At 26.4% G+C, this 24155-nt stretch carries 22 protein-coding genes; 5 read left to right on the top strand and 17 right to left on the bottom strand.

Translation table 11 applies throughout. From position 1 onward, the window contains the following. Positions 1-7 precede the first annotated feature (7 nt). Both speD and speE read left to right on the top strand, forming a co-directional pair. On the top strand, positions 8-412 hold the full coding sequence (speD, locus tag SFBMNL_RS01210; protein WP_278214749.1) for an adenosylmethionine decarboxylase: 405 nt from the start codon (positions 8-10) through the stop codon (positions 410-412). Positions 413-424: 12 nt separating this feature from the next. Continuing rightward, complete coding sequence (gene speE / locus SFBMNL_RS01205) at positions 425-1282, top strand: polyamine aminopropyltransferase (RefSeq protein ID WP_005807297.1); 858 nt, start codon at positions 425-427, stop codon at positions 1280-1282. 9 nt (positions 1283-1291) lie between these two features. On the opposite strand, the gene SFBMNL_RS01200 is transcribed toward speE, so the two are convergent. From SFBMNL_RS01200 to SFBMNL_RS01180, 5 genes are all read right to left on the bottom strand, one after another. Next, the gene (locus tag SFBMNL_RS01200) at positions 1292-2800 is read right to left on the bottom strand and encodes a beta-propeller domain-containing protein (RefSeq protein ID WP_042294141.1); all 1509 of its coding nucleotides are present in this window, start codon (positions 2798-2800) and stop codon (positions 1292-1294) included. 25 nt (positions 2801-2825) lie between these two features. Beyond that, complete coding sequence (locus SFBMNL_RS01195) at positions 2826-4016, bottom strand: hypothetical protein (RefSeq protein WP_014017823.1); 1191 nt, start codon at positions 4014-4016, stop codon at positions 2826-2828. A 156-nt stretch (positions 4017-4172) separates the two neighbouring features. After that, entirely contained in the window at positions 4173-4565 is a 393-nt protein-coding gene (locus SFBMNL_RS01190) for a hypothetical protein (protein ID WP_005807305.1), read from the bottom strand. An 80-nt stretch (positions 4566-4645) separates the two neighbouring features. Beyond that, the gene (nagB, locus tag SFBMNL_RS01185; protein ID WP_014017822.1) at positions 4646-5371 is read right to left on the bottom strand and encodes a glucosamine-6-phosphate deaminase; all 726 of its coding nucleotides are present in this window, start codon (positions 5369-5371) and stop codon (positions 4646-4648) included. A 67-nt stretch (positions 5372-5438) separates the two neighbouring features. Then, the gene (locus SFBMNL_RS01180; RefSeq protein WP_042294138.1) at positions 5439-7253 is read right to left on the bottom strand and encodes a glycoside hydrolase family 10 protein; all 1815 of its coding nucleotides are present in this window, start codon (positions 7251-7253) and stop codon (positions 5439-5441) included. Between the two features lie 135 nt (positions 7254-7388). Here SFBMNL_RS01180 and SFBMNL_RS01175 point away from each other — a divergent pair, with 135 nt between their 5' ends. After that, positions 7389-8759, top strand: coding sequence for an aldehyde dehydrogenase family protein (locus SFBMNL_RS01175; RefSeq protein WP_042294136.1), 1371 nt, complete (start codon positions 7389-7391; stop codon positions 8757-8759). Between the two features lie 34 nt (positions 8760-8793). Here SFBMNL_RS01175 and SFBMNL_RS01170 read toward each other — a convergent pair whose 3' ends face one another. The 8 genes from SFBMNL_RS01170 to SFBMNL_RS01135 form a co-directional block, all read right to left on the bottom strand. After that, the gene (locus SFBMNL_RS01170) at positions 8794-10932 is read right to left on the bottom strand and encodes a hypothetical protein (protein ID WP_042294134.1); all 2139 of its coding nucleotides are present in this window, start codon (positions 10930-10932) and stop codon (positions 8794-8796) included. Positions 10933-11057: 125 nt separating this feature from the next. Then, the gene (locus SFBMNL_RS01165; protein WP_042294132.1) at positions 11058-12320 is read right to left on the bottom strand and encodes an AAA family ATPase; all 1263 of its coding nucleotides are present in this window, start codon (positions 12318-12320) and stop codon (positions 11058-11060) included. A 78-nt stretch (positions 12321-12398) separates the two neighbouring features. Beyond that, positions 12399-13103, bottom strand: a complete 705-nt coding sequence (locus SFBMNL_RS01160; protein ID WP_005807316.1) for a TraX family protein — start codon at positions 13101-13103, stop codon at positions 12399-12401. 77 nt (positions 13104-13180) lie between these two features. After that, entirely contained in the window at positions 13181-13906 is a 726-nt protein-coding gene (locus SFBMNL_RS01155; protein WP_042294130.1) for an SDR family NAD(P)-dependent oxidoreductase, read from the bottom strand. Continuing rightward, positions 13903-14736, bottom strand: coding sequence for a diaminopimelate epimerase (gene dapF, locus SFBMNL_RS01150; protein ID WP_005807319.1), 834 nt, complete (start codon positions 14734-14736; stop codon positions 13903-13905). Before dapF ends, SFBMNL_RS01155 begins: the two co-directional genes overlap by 4 nt. Before the next feature lie 65 nt (positions 14737-14801). Continuing rightward, positions 14802-15416 (bottom strand): hypothetical protein, encoded by a 615-nt coding sequence (locus tag SFBMNL_RS01145; RefSeq protein ID WP_007440310.1) that lies wholly within the window; start codon positions 15414-15416, stop codon positions 14802-14804. 5 nt (positions 15417-15421) lie between these two features. Next, a complete protein-coding gene (locus SFBMNL_RS01140) occupies positions 15422-16483 on the bottom strand; it encodes an alanine racemase (protein WP_005807323.1) in 1062 nt (353 codons plus the stop codon). A 68-nt stretch (positions 16484-16551) separates the two neighbouring features. Next, positions 16552-17247 carry a uracil-DNA glycosylase gene (locus tag SFBMNL_RS01135; RefSeq protein ID WP_042294126.1) on the bottom strand — a complete coding sequence of 232 codons (696 nt, stop codon included), beginning with the start codon at positions 17245-17247 and terminating at the stop codon, positions 16552-16554. A gap of 84 nt (positions 17248-17331) precedes the next feature. Between SFBMNL_RS01135 and SFBMNL_RS01130 the strand changes: the two genes are divergently transcribed. Both SFBMNL_RS01130 and SFBMNL_RS01125 read left to right on the top strand, forming a co-directional pair. Further along, positions 17332-19236, top strand: a complete 1905-nt coding sequence (locus SFBMNL_RS01130; protein ID WP_005807328.1) for an NAD(+) synthase — start codon at positions 17332-17334, stop codon at positions 19234-19236. 209 nt (positions 19237-19445) lie between these two features. Beyond that, entirely contained in the window at positions 19446-20165 is a 720-nt protein-coding gene (locus SFBMNL_RS01125) for a hypothetical protein (protein ID WP_042294124.1), read from the top strand. Between the two features lie 239 nt (positions 20166-20404). Here SFBMNL_RS01125 and SFBMNL_RS01120 read toward each other — a convergent pair whose 3' ends face one another. From SFBMNL_RS01120 to SFBMNL_RS01105, 4 genes are all read right to left on the bottom strand, one after another. Further along, the gene (locus SFBMNL_RS01120) at positions 20405-20689 is read right to left on the bottom strand and encodes an ArsR/SmtB family transcription factor (RefSeq protein ID WP_005807332.1); all 285 of its coding nucleotides are present in this window, start codon (positions 20687-20689) and stop codon (positions 20405-20407) included. A 204-nt stretch (positions 20690-20893) separates the two neighbouring features. Further along, the gene (locus SFBMNL_RS01115) at positions 20894-22231 is read right to left on the bottom strand and encodes an MATE family efflux transporter (protein ID WP_042294121.1); all 1338 of its coding nucleotides are present in this window, start codon (positions 22229-22231) and stop codon (positions 20894-20896) included. 12 nt (positions 22232-22243) lie between these two features. Continuing rightward, on the bottom strand, positions 22244-22915 hold the full coding sequence (locus tag SFBMNL_RS01110) for an N-acetylmuramoyl-L-alanine amidase family protein (protein WP_042294120.1): 672 nt from the start codon (positions 22913-22915) through the stop codon (positions 22244-22246). 104 nt (positions 22916-23019) lie between these two features. After that, positions 23020-24153, bottom strand: coding sequence for a mannitol-1-phosphate 5-dehydrogenase (locus SFBMNL_RS01105; RefSeq protein WP_005807338.1), 1134 nt, complete (start codon positions 24151-24153; stop codon positions 23020-23022). Positions 24154-24155: the final 2 nt, after the last annotated feature.

Raw genomic sequence — 24155 nt, 5'->3', positions numbered from 1 at the left:
GCATACTATTAATGCATTAGGTCGTCATATTTTAGTTGAATATTATAATTGTAATAATGAAATTTTAAAAGATCCAAAACTTATTGAGACTTACATGAAAGAATCTGCTATTAAAATGGGGGCTACAATAGTTGAAAGTTGCTTTCATCATTTTAACCCTTATGGCGTAAGTGGCGCAGTTATAATCTCTGAGTCTCACTTAACAATCCATACATGGCCTGAATATGGTTATGCAGCTGTTGATTTGTTTACTTGTGGAACTATAGATCCATGGGTTGGTTTTGATTATTTAGAAAAAAAGCTCTTAGCTGATATAAGCGAATCTACAGAAATTCCTAGAGGCCTTACTCAAAAGATAGCCAAACATGGAAATTTTAATGCTGATACTATATTCCATAAACCTAATGCTTAGGAGGTTTTTATAATGACTTGGTTCACAGAAAAATACGATGATGATGTTAAAATATCATATAAAATCGATAAACATCTTTGTCACAAAAAAAGTAAATTTCAAACTATAGACGTTTATAATAATAAATTATTTGGGAATTATTTAGTTATCGATGATATAATGATGATAACTGAAAAAGACGAGTTTATATACCACGAAATGATAGTTCATACTCCAATGGCTAGTAATCCTAATATTAAAGATGTTCTTGTTATTGGGGCTGGTGATGGTGGCACAGTTAGAGAACTATGTAGATATAAAAATATTAGTTCTATTACCATGGTTGAAATAGATGAAGAAGTTGTAAATGTTTCTCTTGAATTCTTCCCAAATGTTTCTCAATCACTTAAAAGAGATTCTAGGGTTAATTTGTTATTTCAAGATGGAATAACATTCGTTGAAAATTCTAACGATAAATCATACGACTTAATAATAGTCGATTCAACAGACCCAATAGGACCTGGTGAAGGATTATTTAGTTTAAATTTCTACAATAATTGCTATAGAATTCTAAAAGATGATGGTATTCTTGTAAATCAAAGTGAGAGTCCTTATTATCCATTTAATATAAAAGAACTTAAAAGATCCGCATCAAAAATTAATAAAATTTTCCCAATACTTAAATATTATCAATCATTCATTCCAACTTACCCATCTGGTCATTGGTTATTTGGATTTGCATCGAAATCTATAAATCCAATAAATGATGATATTTCTAAATGGAATTCAAATAATATCAAAACAAATTATTATAATACTAAACTCCATAAAGCAAGTTTTGTTTTACCAAACTATGTTCAAAACATAATAAATGAAGGTAAAAATAATTAGAGGAAACAATTATCTTGTTTCCTCTTTTTTGAATGTATATTCTCCTAATAATTTCCCATCTAAATCAAAAACTTCAAAGTAGTCATCTGAAAATATAAATATACTATCTTTATGTATACTTATAACCTCTATACTCTTATCTTTAAATAAGTTATCATTGGATTCTATTATAAATTTTAAACCAATACCCTCTTTGTCATCCAAATCAAAAACATATACACCTGTAAATAATTTATCACAGTTAGGAATTAAAATATCTGAATTAACTTCCATAGCAGTATTTATATCCATATCTATACTATTATCACCCATATCTAATGTAAATGCTAATAGGTTTTTATCCTTAGAAAATAACATCTTCCCTTCATCTAAAAATTCTGATAAATAAGCTTCCTTCCCCTTTATAAAATACTCATCAAATATTTTAGGGCTATTCTTATCTGAAACATCTATTAAATTAATTTTTATACCTGTGTTTTTAATTACCTCAAATACTTTATCACTTTGCATATTTTTATATGTATCTGCTCTATGCTCATTACCAACAACTACGAACTTATCATCACTCAATTTATATATATAATTAAAAGAAGATGTCAATTTTATACTACCCATATAGTTTGGATTGCTGTAATTTAAATTATAAATTGAAAAATATCCATCCTTTAAAAATCCAGATATATAACATAATTCTCCATCAAAATACACACTATTTATATTTTTATTGTCAAGTATAACATCTATAAAATTTACATAAGTAAAATCTCTATCTAAAATATATACTTTATTTTTTGAATTTTCACATGTTGCAAGTACTCTTAAATTACCATCATACTTATGTATAAATTTATCATTGTATATAATCCCATCAAATGAAATTTTGTTTATATATTTAAACTCACTTCTATTTATATTAAATTTATGTATCGTTGTAAAATATCTATCAATCATATCATCATTACAAATAACATATAGATCGTTTTCTGATAAGTATATAAAATTAATTTCTCCACCTTCAAAACAATCTATATTTAAATCTACCTCTGTTTTATTTAAATCTATAGAAACAATCTGAATATTACTCTCTGTTTGTTGAATTACTAAATAAATACTCCCATTATCATCATGTTTAAATAAATACTCATATCCTTCAAGTTTAAAATCATTCATTTTAATAGGATTTTTTTTATCATAAATATCATACACACATATCTTTATATAAGATTTGTCTTCATCATTTTCAATTCCACTAATAAATAATCTATTATTATAAACATAAATCTTACTATTTTTCATTTTATATTCATCTAATCTATAATCAAAATACATATCTTCATAATTATTTATCTTTATAATCTCTATACCATCTTCAGATAACCTATAAACATATTCATCATCCATAGTATAGATATTATGTTCTCTAACATTATTTTCTTCACAAGCATAAGTGGCATTTAAAGGAATTACAGATATTATAAAAATAATACTAAAGATAAGCCATATCTTAAATATCTTCATTTATCCACTTCCCTAAACTAAAAACTTAATCAATTAAAATTTCTATATCAGAATTTTCTTCATTTAAACTTATACTAAGAAGATTTTCTTCTAATTTATTATTGATCGTTCTATACCTTATTAAAAGTTCATAGTCACCAAAAGGTATATCTTCTATCATAAGATTGCCTTCACTATTTAAATTAAATACTCTATCTTCATTATTATACAAATAATCATCAGCTCCATTTAATCTTATCATAGCATCTTTTATAACATTATTATCTGGATCTAAACTCCTTAACGTTATCGCTCCAACATTTTGCTTCTCTATTCCAAAAAATACTTCCTCAGAACTATTACCACTTAAATCAACAACTCGAACTTTTATATGCTCAGTATTTTCAAGTAGTCCTTCATCATCTTGAACATAAAAATACCCATTTTCATCTATATATGATTTATAAGTCTTTCCATCAAAACTAACTACAACCTCACAATTAGCTTCACCATTTCCATAAACAAAACTATTAATACAATCAACATTTGTTATACTAGGTCTATCTGGTGATATAACATCTTCCACACTTTTTTCAATCATATTGGAATAATTATTAAAATAATCATATGAAATCAATCTTAACTTATCAACATTTCTTAAAGAATCTCCAACCTCTATTTCAAAATTCCCATCATTTGATATGTATCCTAAAAATTCCCTATCACCAATAAGTAATTTTACAATAGAATTTGGCTCACCACTACCACTAACCATAATATCTGAATTATTAACTAATCCATTAATCTTTGGATCAATAGGAGGTAGTATATCGTGAACGACTAAAGATAAATTAGATAACTCATTATCTAGATAATCACACACCTTAACACGTATTTGATCAACATCAACAAGTAACCCTTCTTCAACCAAAACAACAAAGTTTCCTTCATCATCAGTATTTGAAACATACTCAACATTATTTATGTTAAACTTTACTATAGAATTTTTAAATGTTTTACCACTTATTACATTCTTATCATTAGTTATTCTATCAACTAATATATCACTGTATATATCCTTAACCTCATCTAACTCTTTAAATATAAAATTTCCTGACTCTTCTAATGATTCATTATTAAAAACCTCTACAGCTTTTGCTCCTATAACCGTCTTTAGACTAAATGTCAAAATTAACAATAACGATACAGTAATCTTATTTAAACTCAAATTACTCATAGTTATTCCTCCAAATCTGAATTTTTTATAATATATATTTTTTCATTCATTTCATCTTAATTCTATTTTGCTCAAATTTTAGTAATTTATGAGTAAGCATTTATTTTTTTTGTTAAAATAAACTAAAAAATAAAAATAGGTAGTTAAAAAACTACCTTACATAACTAGCTCAAGTATCTTTGAATACATTCCTTTTAAGTTTATAACCCAATCAAAAATCTCTCTAAACTTATCCTCACATATATCGAATTCACTAACTACTTTAGAAATTATCGATTTCTCATTCTCTGTATAATTGTTATCTGCAAGAGCTACATATATAAGCTCGAGCAATATGCAATTTTTAATCTTATCACTACTTAAACTCAACTCACTTATAATCTCATTAGGAGTTCCCTGTATTCTCTCAAGCTCTCTACCGCTCTCAAGCTTAAAACCTTCGAGCATAGTCTTCTCTTCCCCTGTTATAATACCATCACTCTCAATTAAATGAAGAGATAAAGCATAAAATAAATCTCTTTCTCTATCTGTAAATAATGATAAAAACATTTTTAAACCCCCAACAAATATTGTATATGTTAATTATTTACATTTTTAAAAAGTTTAAACCTATTTTAATTAAAATAAATCTAAAGCTTTTCTGATAGAGCTTCATCAATAATTATAGTTACATCATTATGAGCCTTTAATAAGGTACATGGAACCTTAGTTGTAATAAAATCATTACTTAAAAGTTCTCTAATTGCATTAGCTTTTTCACTTCCAAAAGCCAATAAAATTATCTTTTTAGATTTTAGTATATCCCCTATTCCAAGGCTTAAAGCTTTCTTAGGAACCTCATCTATATTAGAAAAATATCTAGAATTTGCTCTTATGGTATCCTCATTTAAATCAACAATACTGGCACTTGCATTTAAACACTCCCCTGGTTCATTAAATGCAATATGACCATTTCTACCAACCCCTAGTAACTGTATATCCGTTCCACCATTTCCATCTATTATCTCTTTAATATTTAAAAGTTCCCTATCTATGTCCCCAGTTGTAATCGGAACATATGTATTTTCCTTATTTATATTAACATGATTAAAAAAGTGATCATCCATATACCTTCTATAACTTTGAGGATGATCCCCCCCTATTCCAACATACTCATCTAAATTAATAGTTTTAACATTTGATAAATCTATCTTTCCATTTTTAAACTCTTCAACAATATATTTATATACACCCTCTGCTGTTCCACCTGTTGCCAATCCAAGCAATGCATTTTTATTATCTCTTACTACAGAACATATTATATCACTTGCTTTCTTGCATGCTTCATCCGAATTTTTAACTACTATAGTTTTCATTTTATCCCTCCATATATCTTTAATGATTCAATTTATATTTTAGCATGTATTTATAAATTATTCTCTATTAAATTCCAAATGTATATTTAACTCCACTACTCTCAATACCAGATTCATCTTGAACAGTTACAACAAAAATCTTAATACTATCTTTCAAATTATCAATTACAATATGCTGGGATTCCTTAGTATAATCTCTGCCATAAATTCCTAATATATTCTTGCTATCTTTTAAATCAATCTTATCTTCACTCTCAAAACCATATACTATATAAAATTTGCTATCATTTGATATCTTATCTTTGAAAAATAAATAATGTTTATTCTCATCACTTCTTAATACACGAAGATCTGAAACTTCGAATGTAGTTTTAAAATCAAGCCAAGGCTTGCTGGGTACAATAGCCTTAAACTTAAGTATATCTCTCTCCAATAAATTTATATATTTTCTATATACTCCTTCCCTTTTATCTGGGAAATCTAATCTCTTATATAAATCCTTAATACTAAAAAAAACACTACCTAATATTTCATCATAATTGGAATTAAATTTAATTTGATTAATTATCTCATAAGGATTATTCCAATTTTTATCACCCTTTACTTCTCTTACACAATAATTCCCATGACCTATATACAATTGACACCTTTTATTTTTAACAGCCTCACTCCAAAAATTTATAAGTTCTTCATATGGTGCCTCATCTTTACCAAAGGTCCAATATATCTGGGGGATTACATAATCTATAAAATTATTATTTATCCATCTCAATGTATCTACATAAATATCTCTATAACTAGATAATGATCCATGTGGAGTATTAGATCCATTTAATAAATTTCCAGTCTTCACTCCATCTTTAATTTCTTCACCTTTATGTGCATATATGCCAAAAGGAGATACTCCCCACTGAACAGATTTACCATTCATGTAATTATGGTGATTTATTATAGATGAAATCTCTTTTATTAAAATACTTATATTATCTCTTCTCCAGTCCTTTATATCAATTATTCCTCTATTATTTTCATTGAATGTTTTTAAATCTTCATTCATATCTCCGAATTTATAATTAACGCCCTTTATATTTTGAGATCCATAAGGATAGAAATAATCATCAAAATGTATCCCATCAACATCATACTTAGTTATAAATTCATGAATCGTGTTTTTAACAAACTCAATAACCTCATATCTTCCTGGATCTAAAAACAATTTACCCTGAAATAAATAAACCAAATCCTTATTAAGCCTTGCAAAATTATTTTTATGTAAAGTCTCTAATATCTCCTCTTTTGTATTATTAATAAGAGGATCTTTCGTAACCCTATAAGGATTAAACCATGCATGAAACTCAATTCCTCTTTTTCTAGTTTCATTAATTGCATACTTTAAAAAATCCTTTCCCTCACTTATATAAGAAGGTGACTTACCCTGCTCTCCTGAGAGATACTTAGACCACGGCCTAAAAGATGATTCATAAAAAGCATCAAGTTCTGGGCTTACCTGGAAAAAAATTGCATTCAAATTAAGCTCCTTAACTCTATTAAGCATAAAATCAAATTCATCCTTAAGTTCATCAAAAGTCATATCTCTTCTGCTTGGAAAATTTATGTTAGATATAGTAGCTATCCAAGTTCCCCTAAACATCTCCTTATTTGAATCATATATCTTCTTTAGTTTTATCTTCTTACCATCAACCATTATAGGAGATTTTTTATCATAAATCACATCACCATTTTCATTTATCTGATCAAACCTATAAAGAATTTCCTCTAAAGAATCATCTATCACCATACCATCATTTGCATAGACCTTATGACTCATAATTCCAAATAAGATCGTAAAAAATAATAAAAACTTAATTATAATCTTATCCATAACATCTCCTAATCATTAACTAAAATTTTTATTGTAGTTTCCTCTAAATTAGTTCCAATTATTCCAAAAACAAAATCTTTTAATTTTTATTCATTTAATTTAAAATTAAGGTATATTGCAAAAATGGAGGATATTATGAGTATAAAAAGTATTTTCTACAGCCAAAAAGAGTTCTTTAATGAAGAAGCAACACTCCCAATAAATTTTAGAATGGTAAACCTTATAAAACTAAAAAAAGAATTATTAAAAAATGAAAATGAAATTTACACAGCACTGTATGAAGATCTCGGCAAATCAAAAGAAGATGCATTTATATCAGAATTCTCCCATTGTTTAAATGAAATAAACTACTTCATTAAAAATCTTCGTTCTCTATCAAAGCCAAAAAAAGTTAAAACTTCTTTTATTAATTTTAAAAGCAAGGCTTACATATATAAAAAACCTTATGGAGTATGTCTAATAATATCATGCTGGAACTACCCTCTATATCTCTCGCTCATGCCACTTATAGGTGCAATAGCATCAGGTAACACTTGTATATTAAAACTTCATCCTCTTAGCCATAACACAAACAAATTAATAGAAAAAATACTTAGAGAAATATTTGAAAAATGCTATATTTTCTCTACATATGGTGATGAAAATGAACTAAATGAACTTTTAGATTTAAACTTTGATTACATATTCGGAACAGGAAATCCAAATTTCGGAAAATTAATCTATGAAAAATCATCGAAAAATTTAATACCCATAACACTTGAACTTGGAGGTAAAAATCCTTGTATCGTACATGATGATTGCAAAATAGATGTTTCATGCAAAAGAATTGTACATGGAAAATTCCTAAATTCTGGTCAAACATGTCTAGCTCCAGATATAATATATATAAATCACAAAATTAAAGATGAATTTATACGCAAAATTATATTTTATATAGAACATTTTTACTCTGAAGATCCTCTAAATTTTAAACATTATTCAAAAATCATAAATGAACCTCATTTTATGAGATTGATTAAAATACTTGAAAATCATAGAGACAACATAATATTTGGCGGTGAAAGTTCTAAAGAAAAATTAAAAATCGCTCCAACTATTATAGATAAAAATGAAATCATCCCATGCGAAATTTTCGGTCCAATACTTCAAATTAAAACTTATGATATTTTAGATGATGTTATATATTCATTAAAATGCACCCCTCCTCCCCTTGCACTCTATTTATTTACAACTAATAAAACCATAATAAATAGATTCTTAAACGTTCCATTTGGAGGTGGATGTATAAACGACACTATCGTTCATGTTTGTGAAAATAATCTACCATTTGGTGGATTGAAAAATAGTGGAATAGGTGCTTATCATGGCAGATATTCATTTGACACTTTTACTCACAAAAAAAGCATATTAATTAAATCAGTTAAAGTAGATATTAAATCAAGATATCCAAATAGCAAAAATTATAATTTAAAATTTATAAAACCCCTCTTCTCAAAAAATAAATAAGGGGCTAAACAGTCCCCTTATTTGCTTTTTAAAATTATATATCAATTTCATGATTAAGATCGTAAATATACTCCTCCCCATCATCTCCTAAATATGTAAAATGTACATCATAATATCTATCTTTACCCAATTTGAAACAAAACAAATACTCATTACCCTTAACTAAAAATTTGTGAAGAAACTTCTCTTTAAAACTACAGGAATAAAAAGTACAATTTCCTTCTATAATCATATATCTCTTTCCATAAAAAATAATAAATAAACTCATACTTAGTGTAAACTCTTCCGAAAAGCTAGTCACAAAAAGATCCATACCTTTATTATTTAAATCGCCTACATAAATACTCCCTTTAGGAATTAAAGGTTTTATAAACATAGAATAAACCTTAAACCTATCGCCACCTTTTACTCTCAAATAATATAAATCACTTTTCCTTATATTTATATCCTTAAAACATATCTTGAAATTCTCATCACCACTTATATTTACAGAGCTTATTATCTCACCATTTTTTGAGATGATCATAGCATCAAAATCACTTTTAAAATCGTTAAATAAACTCTTACTCATAATGAACAATTCATTTGATGAACTTAAATAAGCATTCTCAATAATTGAATTGTTTATAAAGGCCTTTCTCTCATTATTGTAAAAACTTAACGTTGAACAATAAACTTTATTATCTTTATCGTAACACTTAAGATATATAAATTGGTTATCCAGTTTATTATGTACTCTAAGTTCAACACTCCCATGTTGTATATCAAATACCTCTTCTCGCCCGTTTTTAAATAGCCCTTTACCATGAATAAAATTATCATTAAGTATATCTAAAAATATCTTTGTATTATCAAACCTACACACACAATCGAATCTCATAAATTTAATACCTATAGAATTAGATATAACAAATAACTGAGCTATAGATCCTCCAAAATCTAAAACGTAAACCTCGCTAAACTTATTTAAAAAATTAATCTCTTTAAATAAAAATTCGCAATCATTTAATTTAACTCCTTCTATATAATTATTTGTTGGCTCTTCCCCAATATTTTGAAACTTAAAAAACTTAGGTGCTCCATCTAAATAATCACATTCACTTTTAAATAAAAAATCATACTTATTCTTATCCTTCTCTATATACTCGACATGTCCACATCTTCTCTCACTTATGAAATAATTTTCCTCACTAGAAAAATCATAATTAAAAATTATTTTATTTAACTTACTTCCATTAAATATATTTAATTCAAAGTATCCCTTCTCCTCTTTAATCAAGCATTCAAATACTAAAGTATCATTTCTTTCCCCATCTGACGACTTAAAATACAGAAACTTACCCCACACATTACATATCATATATTCATAATTATCTATATCGATTAAATTACTTAGTTTAATAAATACCTTAAGAGCTAATAATCCAAATTTTTCCTTTGATAACACCTCAAAATAAATATCTTCTACAAAATTAAATAATTCTACATTTAAATTTTCATATTCAAAAGAAAAGGAGGAATATATTTCTCCCCCAATAGTACTTATTTTAAAAGTATAAACCTCATTTGGTACAAGCCTGTTTACATTATTGACATTAAATACATCCAAAATTAAAATCTCAATCTCATTATTTTTTACCTGTAATTTAGAAACAAAATTTTTAATCTCTAGATCATTCGAATCAAAAATATGTACATCTGGCAAAACTATATTTGATAAATCAATGTGACCAATTCTTTTAGGTAAACTTATATTTAAATTTTTACCTTGATGAATTAAATTTAAATTAAGATTATCACATTCAATCTCTCTCTTAAATCCAAAAAACTCAAAAGAACTAATAACACATCTACTAACTGTATTATCATGATTCGAAAACATAGTTCTTATTTCATATATACCGTCTGACGAAAAATATGGAAATTCAGTATAATAATTTGAAATATTGTCCCTACCACAAATAAAATAAGAACCTTTATATATTTCAATCTTATCTATATATAAAAAGCCACACATTTTCAAATCATATTCTTTATATGAAATACAAATATTATTTTGTTTGATCTGAATAAAAGGATGTAATACCGTAATATCTTCACTCTTAATGTCACTATTTGAAACTCTACAACTCTTTATATCACTATTAAATAATTTCAAATTATACTTTCCCATAGTAATTTATCTCCACAATTCTATTATCATTGTTAATAAATTTTACCATATATTAATTATTTTTTCTATTATTTAATATTTAATTAAAAAAATTAAAAGATAGGGCTATCTATTAATAGATAGCCCTATCTTCCATTATTATCAAACATTTCAAATTTGAGTTGTAGATTCTCTTTTGATATATCCTCAAGTATTTCTTCTCTCATATTAATTTTAAACCCATTATAATCTACATTAAGTTTATTAACAAATACTCTATCATTATCACTATGATTAAATTCATATATCCTTACATCATTTGAGTTCAAAACATCATTTATTATGTATCCAAATCCCTCAATTTTATGCCTATTTAAATTATTGAGCAATATAAAGTTACATATTTGATCTAATATAATACTACTATTTGTAGACATGAAAATACCTGTACCTGAATTTATAATTCTAACAAGTGCACTTACAATACTTCTTTGCAATTTCAAATCAAGATGACTCTCAACTTCTTCTATAAAAAATGAAGTAATTCTTTCCTTAGACTTCAAAAATAACACAAGAGATGCAATTTCTCTAATAGAATCTGAAGCCATGCTAATTGGTATCTCTATCCCATTTAAACTGCACTTATAAGAATCATTCGTAAAAACACCTTTAACTATATCTCTCTCTATAAAATTATATATACTAGAATATACCCCATCCTCTATACATTCAAGGTTCTCAACCCGATCTATAAAATCAGATGTACTTAAATTTTGATACTTTATAGTTCTAAAAATATCATGATAACATAAAAAAGTACTTCTTCCTGAAGGTATAAAAATAGAATTAGAAATATTTGTGTCCATGAACCCATCCTCAATTATTTTATTGCATATGAGTTCCAAAACATAATCCTCATCCTCAAATAAATTGGATGGTATTTTTACATAATCCCCTTCGATTAAAATCTCATCGCAAAAATCATCTATAGATATATATACCTTTGGAAAAATTCTATAATTAGATATAAAAATATTGGAATTCTCAAACCTCTTATAATTGTTCTCAATACTTACATTGAATATCTTATTAAAAAAATCCTCCTTATTTTTAAGCAAAGACATATTAAAAAAGTTACAAAAAATATTTCCAACTTCACTATCTATATATCCTTCTCTAGTTTCTTTTAAATTCTTTATATACTCCATACATATAGAATATTCTTTAGAATCCTTATCTCCATTTTTTATTATTTCTTTAGATAATGTAAAAATACCATACACTACATTCATAACAGTACTCTTCCCGCTATTATTATCACCTGTAAAAATAGTAAATGGAGCTACCTCTATTTGTAAATTATCTAGATTATCTATATCTTGCATATTAATGATATATCTTTGCTTCATAATTGAACAAACCTTTCCTTAATATATTTGTCTCTTAATTGTTACATAAATTGTATCACATAAGATCTCACATTTAAATTAAAAATAATACCAATTAGGATTAATTGTATTCCCAATTATTAAGATGATTATTATATGAATAGGATATGCTATATAAAAAAAATAATTAAAAAACTTATTTCTTAATCCAACCTTACCGTTATATAACATAATAGGTATAACTGCAAATACCATCATCCATTGATAATTTACCATGAAAATATACTTAATAAAATTAGGTACAGCTAACAAAAATGGCATTTCAATTAATGATAATATAATGTAAGACAATATCATCCAAAACTTCTTATCTCTTAAAAAATAAAAAATCAAAACCATTCCAATTCCCAAGTATGATCCCTCTGTAAACAAGGATAGTATAATTATAAAAATTATAGCAATACATGAGAATAATGTTTTCCACATGCTTCCTCTATTATTTTTAATGAACTCGATTATATCTAACATCAAAATCCCTAAAGCCATAGACAAAAATATATTCATAGGTTGCTTAAAAATAATATTTAAAATTATCATTACTATAAATGCAGCAACAAACAATCTTATAGTAAATTTCTTTCTATTCCTCGTATGAAAAAAACTCTCAACCAAAAGATAAAAATATGTAGGTGCAACAATACGTCCTAAATATGTAAAAAATATTGGCACATCAACTATGTAGTAAAAAATATGATCTAAAATCATTAAAACAAATGCTATCGATTTTAACGTGAACGCACTCATTAATTATAAATCCTCCTATAAAATTATTAAAATAATTTTAACATTTAGATATATAAAATAAAATAATTTTATAATCCTTATAACATCCATCCACCGTCTATATTAATAATTTCCCCACTTAAATTCGAATAGTCACTTGAGAAAAATTTAATACTATCAACTACATGATAAACTTCGCCAAATAATCCAAGTGGAATTTCCCCTATAATCTCCTTAATATCATCATCTTTTATATGTTTATTCATTTTTGTTTTTATAAAACCAGGAGATATCCCTATAACCTTTATATTTCTTGAGTTCATTTCCTGTGATAATGACTTTGTAAATAAATTAATACCTCCCTTTGATACTGAATATGGAATTTCACAAGAAGCACCAACTCTTCCCCAAATTGAAGATATATTTATTATCTTACCATTTTCACCCATAAAATCCTTTAAAATATACTTTGTCAAAATTATCGTATTAGTTAAATTTATATTTATTAAAGATATAATCTTATAATCATCTTGAAATATAAGCGGATTTATATCACATACCCCTATATTATTAACGAGAATATCTATTTTATTTATACCCTTATCTTTAAGATTATTTATAAATTCATATACACTATTTAAATCTTCTAAATCTAGATGGAATAATTCTACACTACTATTTATCCTATCTATCATATAAGTTCTATTGTATGTTGATATTACTCTTGCATTATTTTTAAAATACATATCACATATACCATAACCTATGTCACTAAAATATCCTGTAACTAAAACAGTTTTCCCAAAAAAGTCAAACTCCATCATAAATCCATCCTAAGAATACCATCATAAACTTTAGAAACCTTCCCTGTCATAGACACTTCCCCATTGTCATCAATTTCAACTCTAATATCTCCACCATCACATTTAACTAAAACATCAGAATCCACTAAAGATAATTTATAACAAGCACTAACGGCCCCACAACTACTTGATCCAGAAGCTAATGTATACCCAGCACCTCTTTCATATATCTTTATTTTGATAGTATTTCTATCCAATACCTCAACAAATTGAACATTAGTTCTATTTATAAACATTTCATGATTCTCAATATATGGACCGTATTTATGTATACTCTCATCATCTAATTTGTCAAATATGCAAACTGTATGTGGATTTCCAATAGTTAAAGAAGTTACCTTAAACTTCTTATCTAACACCTCTATATTCTCATTTATAACTTCCCTCTCATTCCCTGTAATTCCAATATCTTTGGAATTAAATGATACCTTACCCATAGATACCTTTATTAAAGTTCCATCATCATTTAAATATCTAACTAAAACTTCTCCTCCCTTTGTTTGAAGCCTAAAACTACTATCTTTCACATATCCCTCATCCTTCAAATATTTTGAAAATATTCTTATTCCATTTCCACTTTTCTCAGCTTCACTTCCATCAGGATTAAATATTTTTAAAAATATATCATTACCCTTAAAAATTGGTCCATACAATATACCATCAGATCCACATCCAAAATTTCTATTACAAATTTTAATTATATTTTTTTCACTCATAAGGATATCAAAATTTCTTGGATCAATAACTATATAATCATTTCCTAATGCTTCATATTTAAAAATTTTTCTCATAACTCTACCTCCTTCAAAAAATTATAACAAAAAAGCGCCATTATAAAAATCTTAATGGCGCTTTTTTAATACTCTAAAAACTCCTTTTCAAATGTATACTCAATTAACTCAAAATTTTCTACATACCAAATATCATTTTTTAAAATCATATTAAACACGTATTTATCAGTTCGTTGACCCGTCTGTGTATAAAAATATGTAACACTTCCACTTTCTAAATCATCATTCAATACAAATCTCCCAGGTTCCATTCCAGTTGGAAATGTATAATTCTTCGGTATAGTAAAAAGATTACTCTTACTAACGTCTAAAAATCTATTAATATCTTTAGAATTTCCAGAATTAACAGCATTTATAAAATATTCAACCAACTTAATATTTTTATCAGATATATCCTTCTCTAATGTTAGTTTATTCACTTCATTCTTAGCTTGATTAAGCTCATCATTTAAACGATTATAATAACTATTTCTCTCATAATTCTCAACATTTATTCTTTGTAGTCTTTCTTCAAGTATAGAATATTGTTTTTGTATACTCATATAATCATCAAAATAAACTAAAAAAATAGATAAAGAAATAACTATAGTAAATACTAAGGATAAAATTAAAAATATAACTACTCCCATCAATTTATTAGTTTCTCGGTCCCTCTTATTATTAAACAAATATGTAGACAAAAAAATCACTCCTTAATTATATATTTTTTATGTATAGAGCTATCTCCGAGTATAGGAGATATGCAAACTTTTAAATAATCACCTATCTCAAGCCCTTCTCCATCAACAAGCGTTAAATTCATATTACTACTTCCAAGTATTTTAACTCTTGTATTCCCTTTATATATCTCACATGGTTTAACAAAATATCTATATACAAATTTTAATAAATCATATATAAAATTCCTCTTAAATTCTCTATAAAATCCTATATGGTGTATATTTCCAATACCAAGTATGCACACATTTGTATCATCTTTTAACTTAACCTTATTCCCATATCCTACATATTCGCCCTTTTTAACCATATAAGAAGATATAACTTTTGAATAATAGTTAAAACTCTTAGATATTCCTAAACTCGATCCATCATATCCATATATTAAATTTCCAATTCTTATTCCATCGCAAAAATCTGCCCTCTCCCTGATATTTTTATTTATAAATCCCTTTGAATTTAAAACATGTATTAAATACTTCCCCTTATATTTTAAAACAGCATTTTTAAACATATCTATCTGATTTAATGTATATTTTTCATCTTTTGCATTATGTAAATGGGTATATATACCAGTTATATTTATATTATTATAATTATTTTCTACATATCTTATAAATTCATTTAATTCTTCAATCTTTATTCCTTTTCTATTCATCCCAGTGCATACATATATATGTGCATTTATATTTAATTCCTTAGGTATAAAATCTAAAATTTCCCTATTATCTATAGTTACAGTAAACTTTTCTATTAGCGGATTTTTAAAATATTCCTTCATAATAATTGGAGTTAGTATTAAAATTTCATTTTCAATCCCTATATTATAAAGCGTTATAGCTTCATCAATATCTGAAACACCAAATAAATCTACCTTTTCCTTAATAAAATCGCATATTTTATGGATCCCAAGCCCATATGCATCCCCCTTAACAACTGCTATAAATTTTTTATTCCCCAAAATATTCCTAATTATACCAATATTTTTATCTATATTATATAAATTAACTTCTAAATATAAATTTTCCACTTAAAATCATATCTCCCAATAATATTTTTTATATTATTTCATCAAAAGTATTTTCTATAATTTAAATTTCAATTTATCTTCCAATCAATTTCACCTACTAAGTGATCTTTTAAATAATCGTTAGTCTTTGAAAATGGTTTTGATGTAAAAAAACCCTTATGAGCTGAAAGTCCACTAGGATGGGATGATTTTATTATTAAATGTCTATTTTTATCTATTAATTTTTCTTTTTTCCTAGCAAAATTACCCCATAAAATAAAAACTAAATTACTCCTATTTTTACATAAATTTTTTATAATACTATCTGTAAATATACTCCACCCTATATCTTTATGAGAATTTGGGAATCCTTCTCGTACAGTTAATACAGAATTTAAAAGTAGTACACCATTTTCACACCACGAACTTAAATCCCCATGACGTGGTATACTTATTCCCAAATCATATTCAAGCTCCTTAAAAATATTTCTAAGCGAACTCGGTATTTTTATATCTTTATCACAAATAGAGAAAGATAATCCATGTGCTTCATTTTTCTTATAATAAGGATCTTGCCCAATTATTACGCACTTTATCTCATGAAAATCCCTATATTTAAATGCATTAAACACGTCACTCTTTTTAGGGAAAATAGTATTATTTTCATATTCATCTTTTAAATCACTCATCAATCTTTTAAAATATTCATGCTGACTTTCTCTTAATATAATTTCCCTGAACTTCTCTTTAACCTTTAAAATATCAAATTCCTTCAACAAATCCACAAAAATACCCCTGACCTATACAAAATTTATCCCTATACAATTTAGTATAAAAACTATATATTTTAATTTCAAGGAGTGAATTAAATGAATTTTTTAAGAGTTAGTGCATCGAGTATAAATACAAAGGTATGCGATATTTCTCACAATGTGTCAAATATTAAAAAATGCATAAATAAAGCATTAAATGATAAATCAAAACTCATTGTATTCCCAGAGCTCTCAATAACATCCTACTCTTGTTTTGATATGTTCCTAAAAAGAACTACTCTCGAAAAAAGCTATGAAGGTATCAAAGAAATCTTAGATTTTTCAAATAATAAGGATATTTTAATTATTATTGGAAGCATTTTTGAATACAATAACTTGCTCTTCAACTCAGCATTTGTGGTACACAAAGGAAGAATTCTCGGTATTATCCCAAAAACATATCTCCCAAACTATCAAGAATTTTATGAAAAAAGATATTTTTCAGAAGGCTTTATAAAATGCATAGAAGTTTCATTCATGGGCGATAAAACATACTTCGGAACCGATATTTTATTTTGTTATAAAGATATTAAAATAGGAATTGAAATTTGCGAGGATCTATGGGCTCCAATACCAAATAGCTCATATCTTGCAATAAATGGAGCAAACATAATATGTAATCTATCTGCATCAAATGAAACAAGCTTCAAACATGAATATAGAAAAAACCTGATTAAATATCATAGTTACAAAATAAATGCAGCATACATATATGCAAATTCAAGCCCATCTGAATCAACAACAGATATTGTATTTTCATCTTATAACGCCATATATGAAAATGGTGAGCTAATTAAAGAAAGTAATAGATTTTTATTTGAGAACACTGTATGCTCAGGATTAATAGATATAGAATACCTAAACACTAGTAGAATTAATAACATAACATTTAGAGATTCATTTAAATATTACAAGCGAGATATTAAAATAATTAATATCCCATTTGACGATATTTCATATGGAGAATTTGATAAAAAAATAAAATTAAACCCGTTTATATATGAGAATCATGAAAAGAATAAAGAATTATTTGAAGAGATATTTATTATGCAAAAATGCTCACTTGAAAAGAGATTGTCTCACATAAATAGTTATAAAATTATACTTGGAATAAGTGGGGGGTTAGACTCAACCCTTGCACTTATATCATCATATAACGCATTTAATCTCATGAACATAGATATCAAAAATATAATAGCTGTGACAATGCCAGGATTTGGAACATCAAATAAAACTAAAAATAACGCAATAAATCTATGCAAAGAATTAAATGTTACATTAAAATCTATAGATATAACAAAATCAGTTAAACAACACTTTAAAGATATTAATCATAATGAAAATATTTTTGATATAACTTACGAAAATTCACAGGCAAGAGAAAGAACACAAATTCTCATGGATTTATCAAATAAAGAAGGTGCAATACTTTTAGGTACAGGAGATCTATCTGAAATAGCTTTGGGATTTTCGACCTATAATGGAGATCACATGAGTATGTACAACATAAATTCATCTATTCCAAAAACATTAATAAAACATTTATTAAAACATTATTATGAAAATTATCCAATATCTGACAATATAAAAAAAATACTCATAGATATCATAAACACTCCGATATCACCAGAACTTCTTCCTACAGATAGCAATGATAAAATTTTACAAGAAACTGAGAACATCGTAGGTCCATATGAATTACATGACTTTTTCATATACCACTTTATGAAACACAATGCCTCATTTAATAAAATAGAATTTTTAGCTCTAAATGCATTTAAAGACATCTATCCTAACGATATCATAAAAAATTCATTAAATATTTTTATAAAAAGATTTTTTCAAAATCAATTTAAGAGATCAGCCATGCCTGATGGTCCAAAAATAACTGAAATATCACTCTCTCCAAGAGGAGATTTTAAGATGAGTTCAGACTCTTCATATAATTCTTTTATAAACTAAAGAGGAAGTGCAAAATGCACATCCTCTTTTATTAACAAAGACCTCTATATATAACAATATAATAATGTTTAAAAAAATAATTTTAATATTTTCTTATTTTCCGTTAACACAAATTACTTAAAATGAATAATATACCCTATAAGAACATTTAAAACTTCCATAAGGAAGTTTGATAAAAATATTATATATACACTTTAGGAGGACTAAAAATGTCTTATTGTTGCAATACTGCTCAAAATACAATTTCAAACTCTGTTAATATAAATGTAGAACCAGGAAGTAGCCAAAATAGTTGTACTGTTAGAGTTAACATTCCAATCAATCCATTTAAAAAATTATATATAACAGGAGAGGTTGTAAACAGCTGTACTGGATTATCTATACCTTATGCAAATCTTCAATTATTTGAAAAAAGCAATTGCAGATGTCAATATAAACTCATAGCTTATACAACTTCAAACTGCAGAGGAATGTATGAATTCAATCTATTCCTAAATAGAAATTCTGGTTGTAAAAAATATAAAATAGTCGCAAGCATGCCATGTCAAACTACTCAACCAGTAATGCCAATATCCTCTACACCTTATGTTTCAGGGGGATGTTCTCAAACGAGAAATTCATGCTGCTGTAACAATCCTGAGGATTCTTGTGCCTATACTAATCAAAACAACTGTTGCGAATACACTGTTGAGTATTTAGGTAGTGAAACTTCATCATTTAACCAAAACAGAGTATATAATAACTGCAGTACTTGTAATACTACAAACACTGATGGATGCTGCAACACTGGATACTCTAACGTTCAAGAACTTCAAGATGGTTATCCAACTCAAAACTTTGGATATATACAAAATGTTTGTAACACTCAACCTCAAAGTGGAACTTGTTCAAACAACCAATGTTGTGGATCAAATTTTTGGAATGACTAAAAAACAGGAGACCATAAAGGTCTCCTTTATTTATTACGCAAACTTCATATGAATACACCATATATCTATTCATTCATATCAAGTATACCTAAATTATTATAAAAAAATAAAGCATGCGTATTCTTAAAAATAATCCTACATGCTTAATTAATCATCAACTATAAATAAACTTCTAAAACTCCTATATATCATAAATATCTTACCTCTATTTGTAAGCTATAACTTAACAATAGCGAATTTTAATATCCATAATTTTCCTTTAATACCTGTATTAATTTTCCTAAATTTTGGTCATTTATCGAGTATGTAATCGCAAGTCCTGATTTATTAGAAACTAATATTTTATGCGCCTTTAAAGTTGATAAATGCTGAGATAATGCCGATTGGGTTACATGATTTAGTTTACTATGAAGTTCACTTACTGTCATTGGTCTTTCTAGAAGATAACAAACTATATTGAGTCTATTTTCATTAGATAAGACCCTTAAAATTTCTGCTACTTCTTTAATATTTGCGATAATCATAAAGCTATTATTCCTCTTTCATTTTCCTAAATTTTGTAACTTATCATATTAATAATATAATATAAGATGTATGTTTGTAAATGAATATATATTCATAATACTAATTTATTCCTTTAATTTAATACTTTATACAATAATTTTACATAATTAGTTAACAATATTTAAATTGTTTAAACATTTAGTTCATGTAAAAGGAGCTCATATTTATAATATAAGCTCCTTTTTGTTTTCAATATTTGTTCTTTTTATAATTAACAAACATACAATACATCCTAAAAATTCTGAAAATGGATATACAAACCAAACTCCATTTATTTTTAATATAGGAATCAAAATTAAAAACCCTAGTATTATGAAAAGTATTCCTGAGCATAATGAAATTAATATAGATTTTTGCGATTGATTTATAGACTGGAAAAAATAAATAGTTACAATATTAAATGCCATAAAGATGCATCCTATAAAATAAATCTTCATCCCATAAATTGTTATAGATAGAAGTTCAAAATCATTATTTATAAATAAAGATGAGATATTTTCCGAAAACATAAGTGCAATTAAAAAAGACGATACTCCTATAAAAATAGATGTTATAAAGCCATATCTAAATACTGTTTTAGTTCTCTTAATTGAATTATGTCCATAATTCATACTCACTATAGGTTGTATACTTTGCGCTATACCTGAAAATATACAAATTATAACATATGATACATTTAATATTATCCCATAAGATGCAACATATATATTACCCCCCAATCTTACAAGTATATTATTAAATATAAATATACTAATTCCTCTGCTCATCTCTAAAAGAAATGTTCCAAATCCATTATTTAAAATTCTAGATAATAACCTAAAATCAAATCTAACCTTACACAATTTTATATTACTATTCTTTTTAAAAAAATAAGTACTCAATATCAATATATTCACAATGGGGGAAATTACAGTCGCTATAACAGCTCCTTTAATACCCAAATTCCACTCAAAAATAAATATATAATCTAAAACTACATTCGTAATATTTGCAACTACTGTTGCAGTCATAACAAGCTTTGGTGCACCATCATTTCTTATAAAACATCCAAGTACTCCCGATATTAAAAATGCCCAAGTAAATCCTACAAGTATTCTAAAATAATCCCTAAATAAATAACTAATATCAGATGTAGCTCCCAAAACTTTACCTATTTGATCAGTAAATACAACACCTAAAACAGATATGATAATTCCTATCATAATTGTAAATAGGAATGCAATAGTAAATATTTTGTTACTGTCTTTTCCACCACTTGCCTTATTCAAAGAAAGTATATTTGATCCACCTATTCCTACACATAAATTGATCGATGTAAATAAAGTAAAAAGAGGTACTGTAACATTAAGAGCAGTAAGACCATCTCTACCAACCCCTATTCCTACAAACATAGTATCAACAAATATATAAAGAGAGATTGCCAAAGAGGAGAGAATTCCTGGTATCAAATATCTAATAAATATTTTTTTTAAATCGTCATTTAAAAGATCCATCCTTTTCATAATATGACCTCACTATTGAATTTTATTGAAATAATCCAAAACTCCGGATACTATACAACCAACTATAATTTCTTGTCCACTTACTGAAATTAAATATTCCTCATCACTTTCATTAGTTATAAATCCAAGTTCAAGTAATACTCCCACATATTTTGTTCTATTTAAAATAGCAAGCCTTCTATCCTTAGTTGTTTTAACTCCTCTATCTGTTGTATACTCTATAGAAGATAGTTCATCCTGTATACACTCACCAAGAAGATAACTTTTATTATCTAATGATCTGGTATAGGTTTCAACTCCCCTAGCACTTTCGTACTCACTCCCATTTAAATGTATGGATAAAAATACATCTGGCTTCAAATTATTTATAATTTTAATCCTACTATTTAAATCATAAAACTCGCTATCTCCCAAAGAAACATCCTCCTCTCTAGTGTAATAAATATCAAATCCATTTTCCTCAAGCTTTTGACCAAGCTTTAATGAAATATTAAGCGTTACATCCTTCTCAAGTGTATTACTATATCCTATAGATCCAGTATCAACACCACCATGTCCTGCATCGATAACTATTATTCTCTTTGATATAACCTGCCCTAATTCCCCTCTATTAAAATATTTAAAGATGAATATGAAACCCAAAATTATAATAATAAATGATGCTATTAAGATCCCCTTTTTCATATGCCCCTCACCAAAAATTACAATAACAGAATAATAATACTATAAATATCTAATTAAAGGCAAAATAAAATAGGAGTTATTAAATAACTCCTATTTACTAATAATTATATATTGTCATAATGTTTTACAATTTTATCTACTATAGCCTCATCATCAATTTTACAAATATAAACTATAGCATCCCTTATACCTTTTTCATCTATTATAGATTTCATCTTTAGACTATTCTCATCTTTATCTGTTATAAATTTAAGAGCATATGCAACTCCCAAACATAGTGCATTTATATCTTTTCCATAACTACTTGATGTTAATATAGGTTTTATAAATCTATCATTTCTTGATAATTTTCTCATAGGCTCTCTACCAACCCTCAAGACAGAATCAACTAAATATGGATTCTTAAACCTATTAATTATTTTATTTATATATTTCATATGCTCTTCTCTATCAAAAGAGTATTTTGATATAAGACCTTCTCCACTCTCAACCATAGCATCACAAACATTTTTATAAATATATGGATCATTTATACTCTCAAAAATCGTTTCATATCCCTTATTAAATCCAAGATAAGCAGTCATTGAATGAGCTGTATTTAACGTAAATAATTTTCTCTCTATATACGAATGTAAATTACATACTTTATTCATGCCATTTATATCTAAATCACCTAATATTTTATCTTTCTCAACATTCCATTCAAAGAATTCTTCAACATTTACATCTATAGAATCTATATCGCATGGAGGAACAATCCTATCAACGGAACAGTTTGGAAAGCCTACTAAATTTTCTATTTGGATCTTTTGATCTTCACTTAAATATTTTAAAATCTCATTTTTTAAGACATCTGTTGCGTTTACAGAATTCTCACAAGCAATTATATTTAAATATGATCTATTTCCATCCTCAATTCTTTTTATTATACCTTTTGATATAATCTCAGATATTCTTGGAAGAATCGATACACCAACTGCGGTTGTTATTATATTTGAATTAGATATTTCATTTATGAGATTCTCGTCATAAGAATACATACCCCGTATATTTTCTACTATCTCCTCACTCTTTACATTATCTGTAATTACAACTCTATACCGTTTATTTTCATTTATTTTATCTATTATATCTTTATTTACATCAACAAATAAAACATCATATAAAGACTTACTTAAAAGATATCCAATAAATCCCCTTCCTATATTTCCTGCACCAAATTGTATTGCCCTTTTCATAT

The organism is Candidatus Arthromitus sp. SFB-mouse-NL (assembly GCF_000709435.1).
Taxonomy (GTDB): domain Bacteria; phylum Bacillota; class Clostridia; order Clostridiales; family Clostridiaceae; genus Dwaynesavagella.
Note: the sequence above shows the minus strand (reverse complement) of the source record. Positions and strands in the feature narration are given on the sequence as shown.

Bases quoted from the DNA above. Each gene is read 5' to 3' on its own strand.
- SFBMNL_RS01165 (WP_042294132.1), bottom strand. From the start codon at position 12,320: ATGAAGCAAAGATATATCATTAATATGCAAGATATAGATAATCTAGAT.
- SFBMNL_RS01120 (WP_005807332.1), bottom strand. From the start codon at position 20,689: ATGATTATCGCAAATATTAAAGAAGTAGCAGAAATTTTAAGGGTCTTA.
- SFBMNL_RS01115 (WP_042294121.1), bottom strand. From the start codon at position 22,231: ATGAAAAGGATGGATCTTTTAAATGACGATTTAAAAAAAATATTTATT.
- SFBMNL_RS01105 (WP_005807338.1), bottom strand. From the start codon at position 24,153: ATGAAAAGGGCAATACAATTTGGTGCAGGAAATATAGGAAGGGGATTT.
- SFBMNL_RS01180 (WP_042294138.1), bottom strand. From the start codon at position 7,253: ATGGATAAGATTATAATTAAGTTTTTATTATTTTTTACGATCTTATTT.
- SFBMNL_RS01125 (WP_042294124.1), top strand. From the start codon at position 19,446: ATGTCTTATTGTTGCAATACTGCTCAAAATACAATTTCAAACTCTGTT.
- SFBMNL_RS01175 (WP_042294136.1), top strand. From the start codon at position 7,389: ATGAGTATAAAAAGTATTTTCTACAGCCAAAAAGAGTTCTTTAATGAA.
- dapF (WP_005807319.1), bottom strand. From the start codon at position 14,736: ATGAGAAAAATTTTTAAATATGAAGCATTAGGAAATGATTATATAGTT.
- SFBMNL_RS01160 (WP_005807316.1), bottom strand. From the start codon at position 13,103: ATGAGTGCGTTCACGTTAAAATCGATAGCATTTGTTTTAATGATTTTA.
- SFBMNL_RS01130 (WP_005807328.1), top strand. From the start codon at position 17,332: ATGAATTTTTTAAGAGTTAGTGCATCGAGTATAAATACAAAGGTATGC.
- SFBMNL_RS01190 (WP_005807305.1), bottom strand. From the start codon at position 4,565: ATGTTTTTATCATTATTTACAGATAGAGAAAGAGATTTATTTTATGCT.
- SFBMNL_RS01195 (WP_014017823.1), bottom strand. From the start codon at position 4,016: ATGAGTAATTTGAGTTTAAATAAGATTACTGTATCGTTATTGTTAATT.
- nagB (WP_014017822.1), bottom strand. From the start codon at position 5,371: ATGAAAACTATAGTAGTTAAAAATTCGGATGAAGCATGCAAGAAAGCA.
- speE (WP_005807297.1), top strand. From the start codon at position 425: ATGACTTGGTTCACAGAAAAATACGATGATGATGTTAAAATATCATAT.
- SFBMNL_RS01170 (WP_042294134.1), bottom strand. From the start codon at position 10,932: ATGGGAAAGTATAATTTGAAATTATTTAATAGTGATATAAAGAGTTGT.
- SFBMNL_RS01200 (WP_042294141.1), bottom strand. From the start codon at position 2,800: ATGAAGATATTTAAGATATGGCTTATCTTTAGTATTATTTTTATAATA.
- SFBMNL_RS01155 (WP_042294130.1), bottom strand. From the start codon at position 13,906: ATGATGGAGTTTGACTTTTTTGGGAAAACTGTTTTAGTTACAGGATAT.
- SFBMNL_RS01110 (WP_042294120.1), bottom strand. From the start codon at position 22,915: ATGAAAAAGGGGATCTTAATAGCATCATTTATTATTATAATTTTGGGT.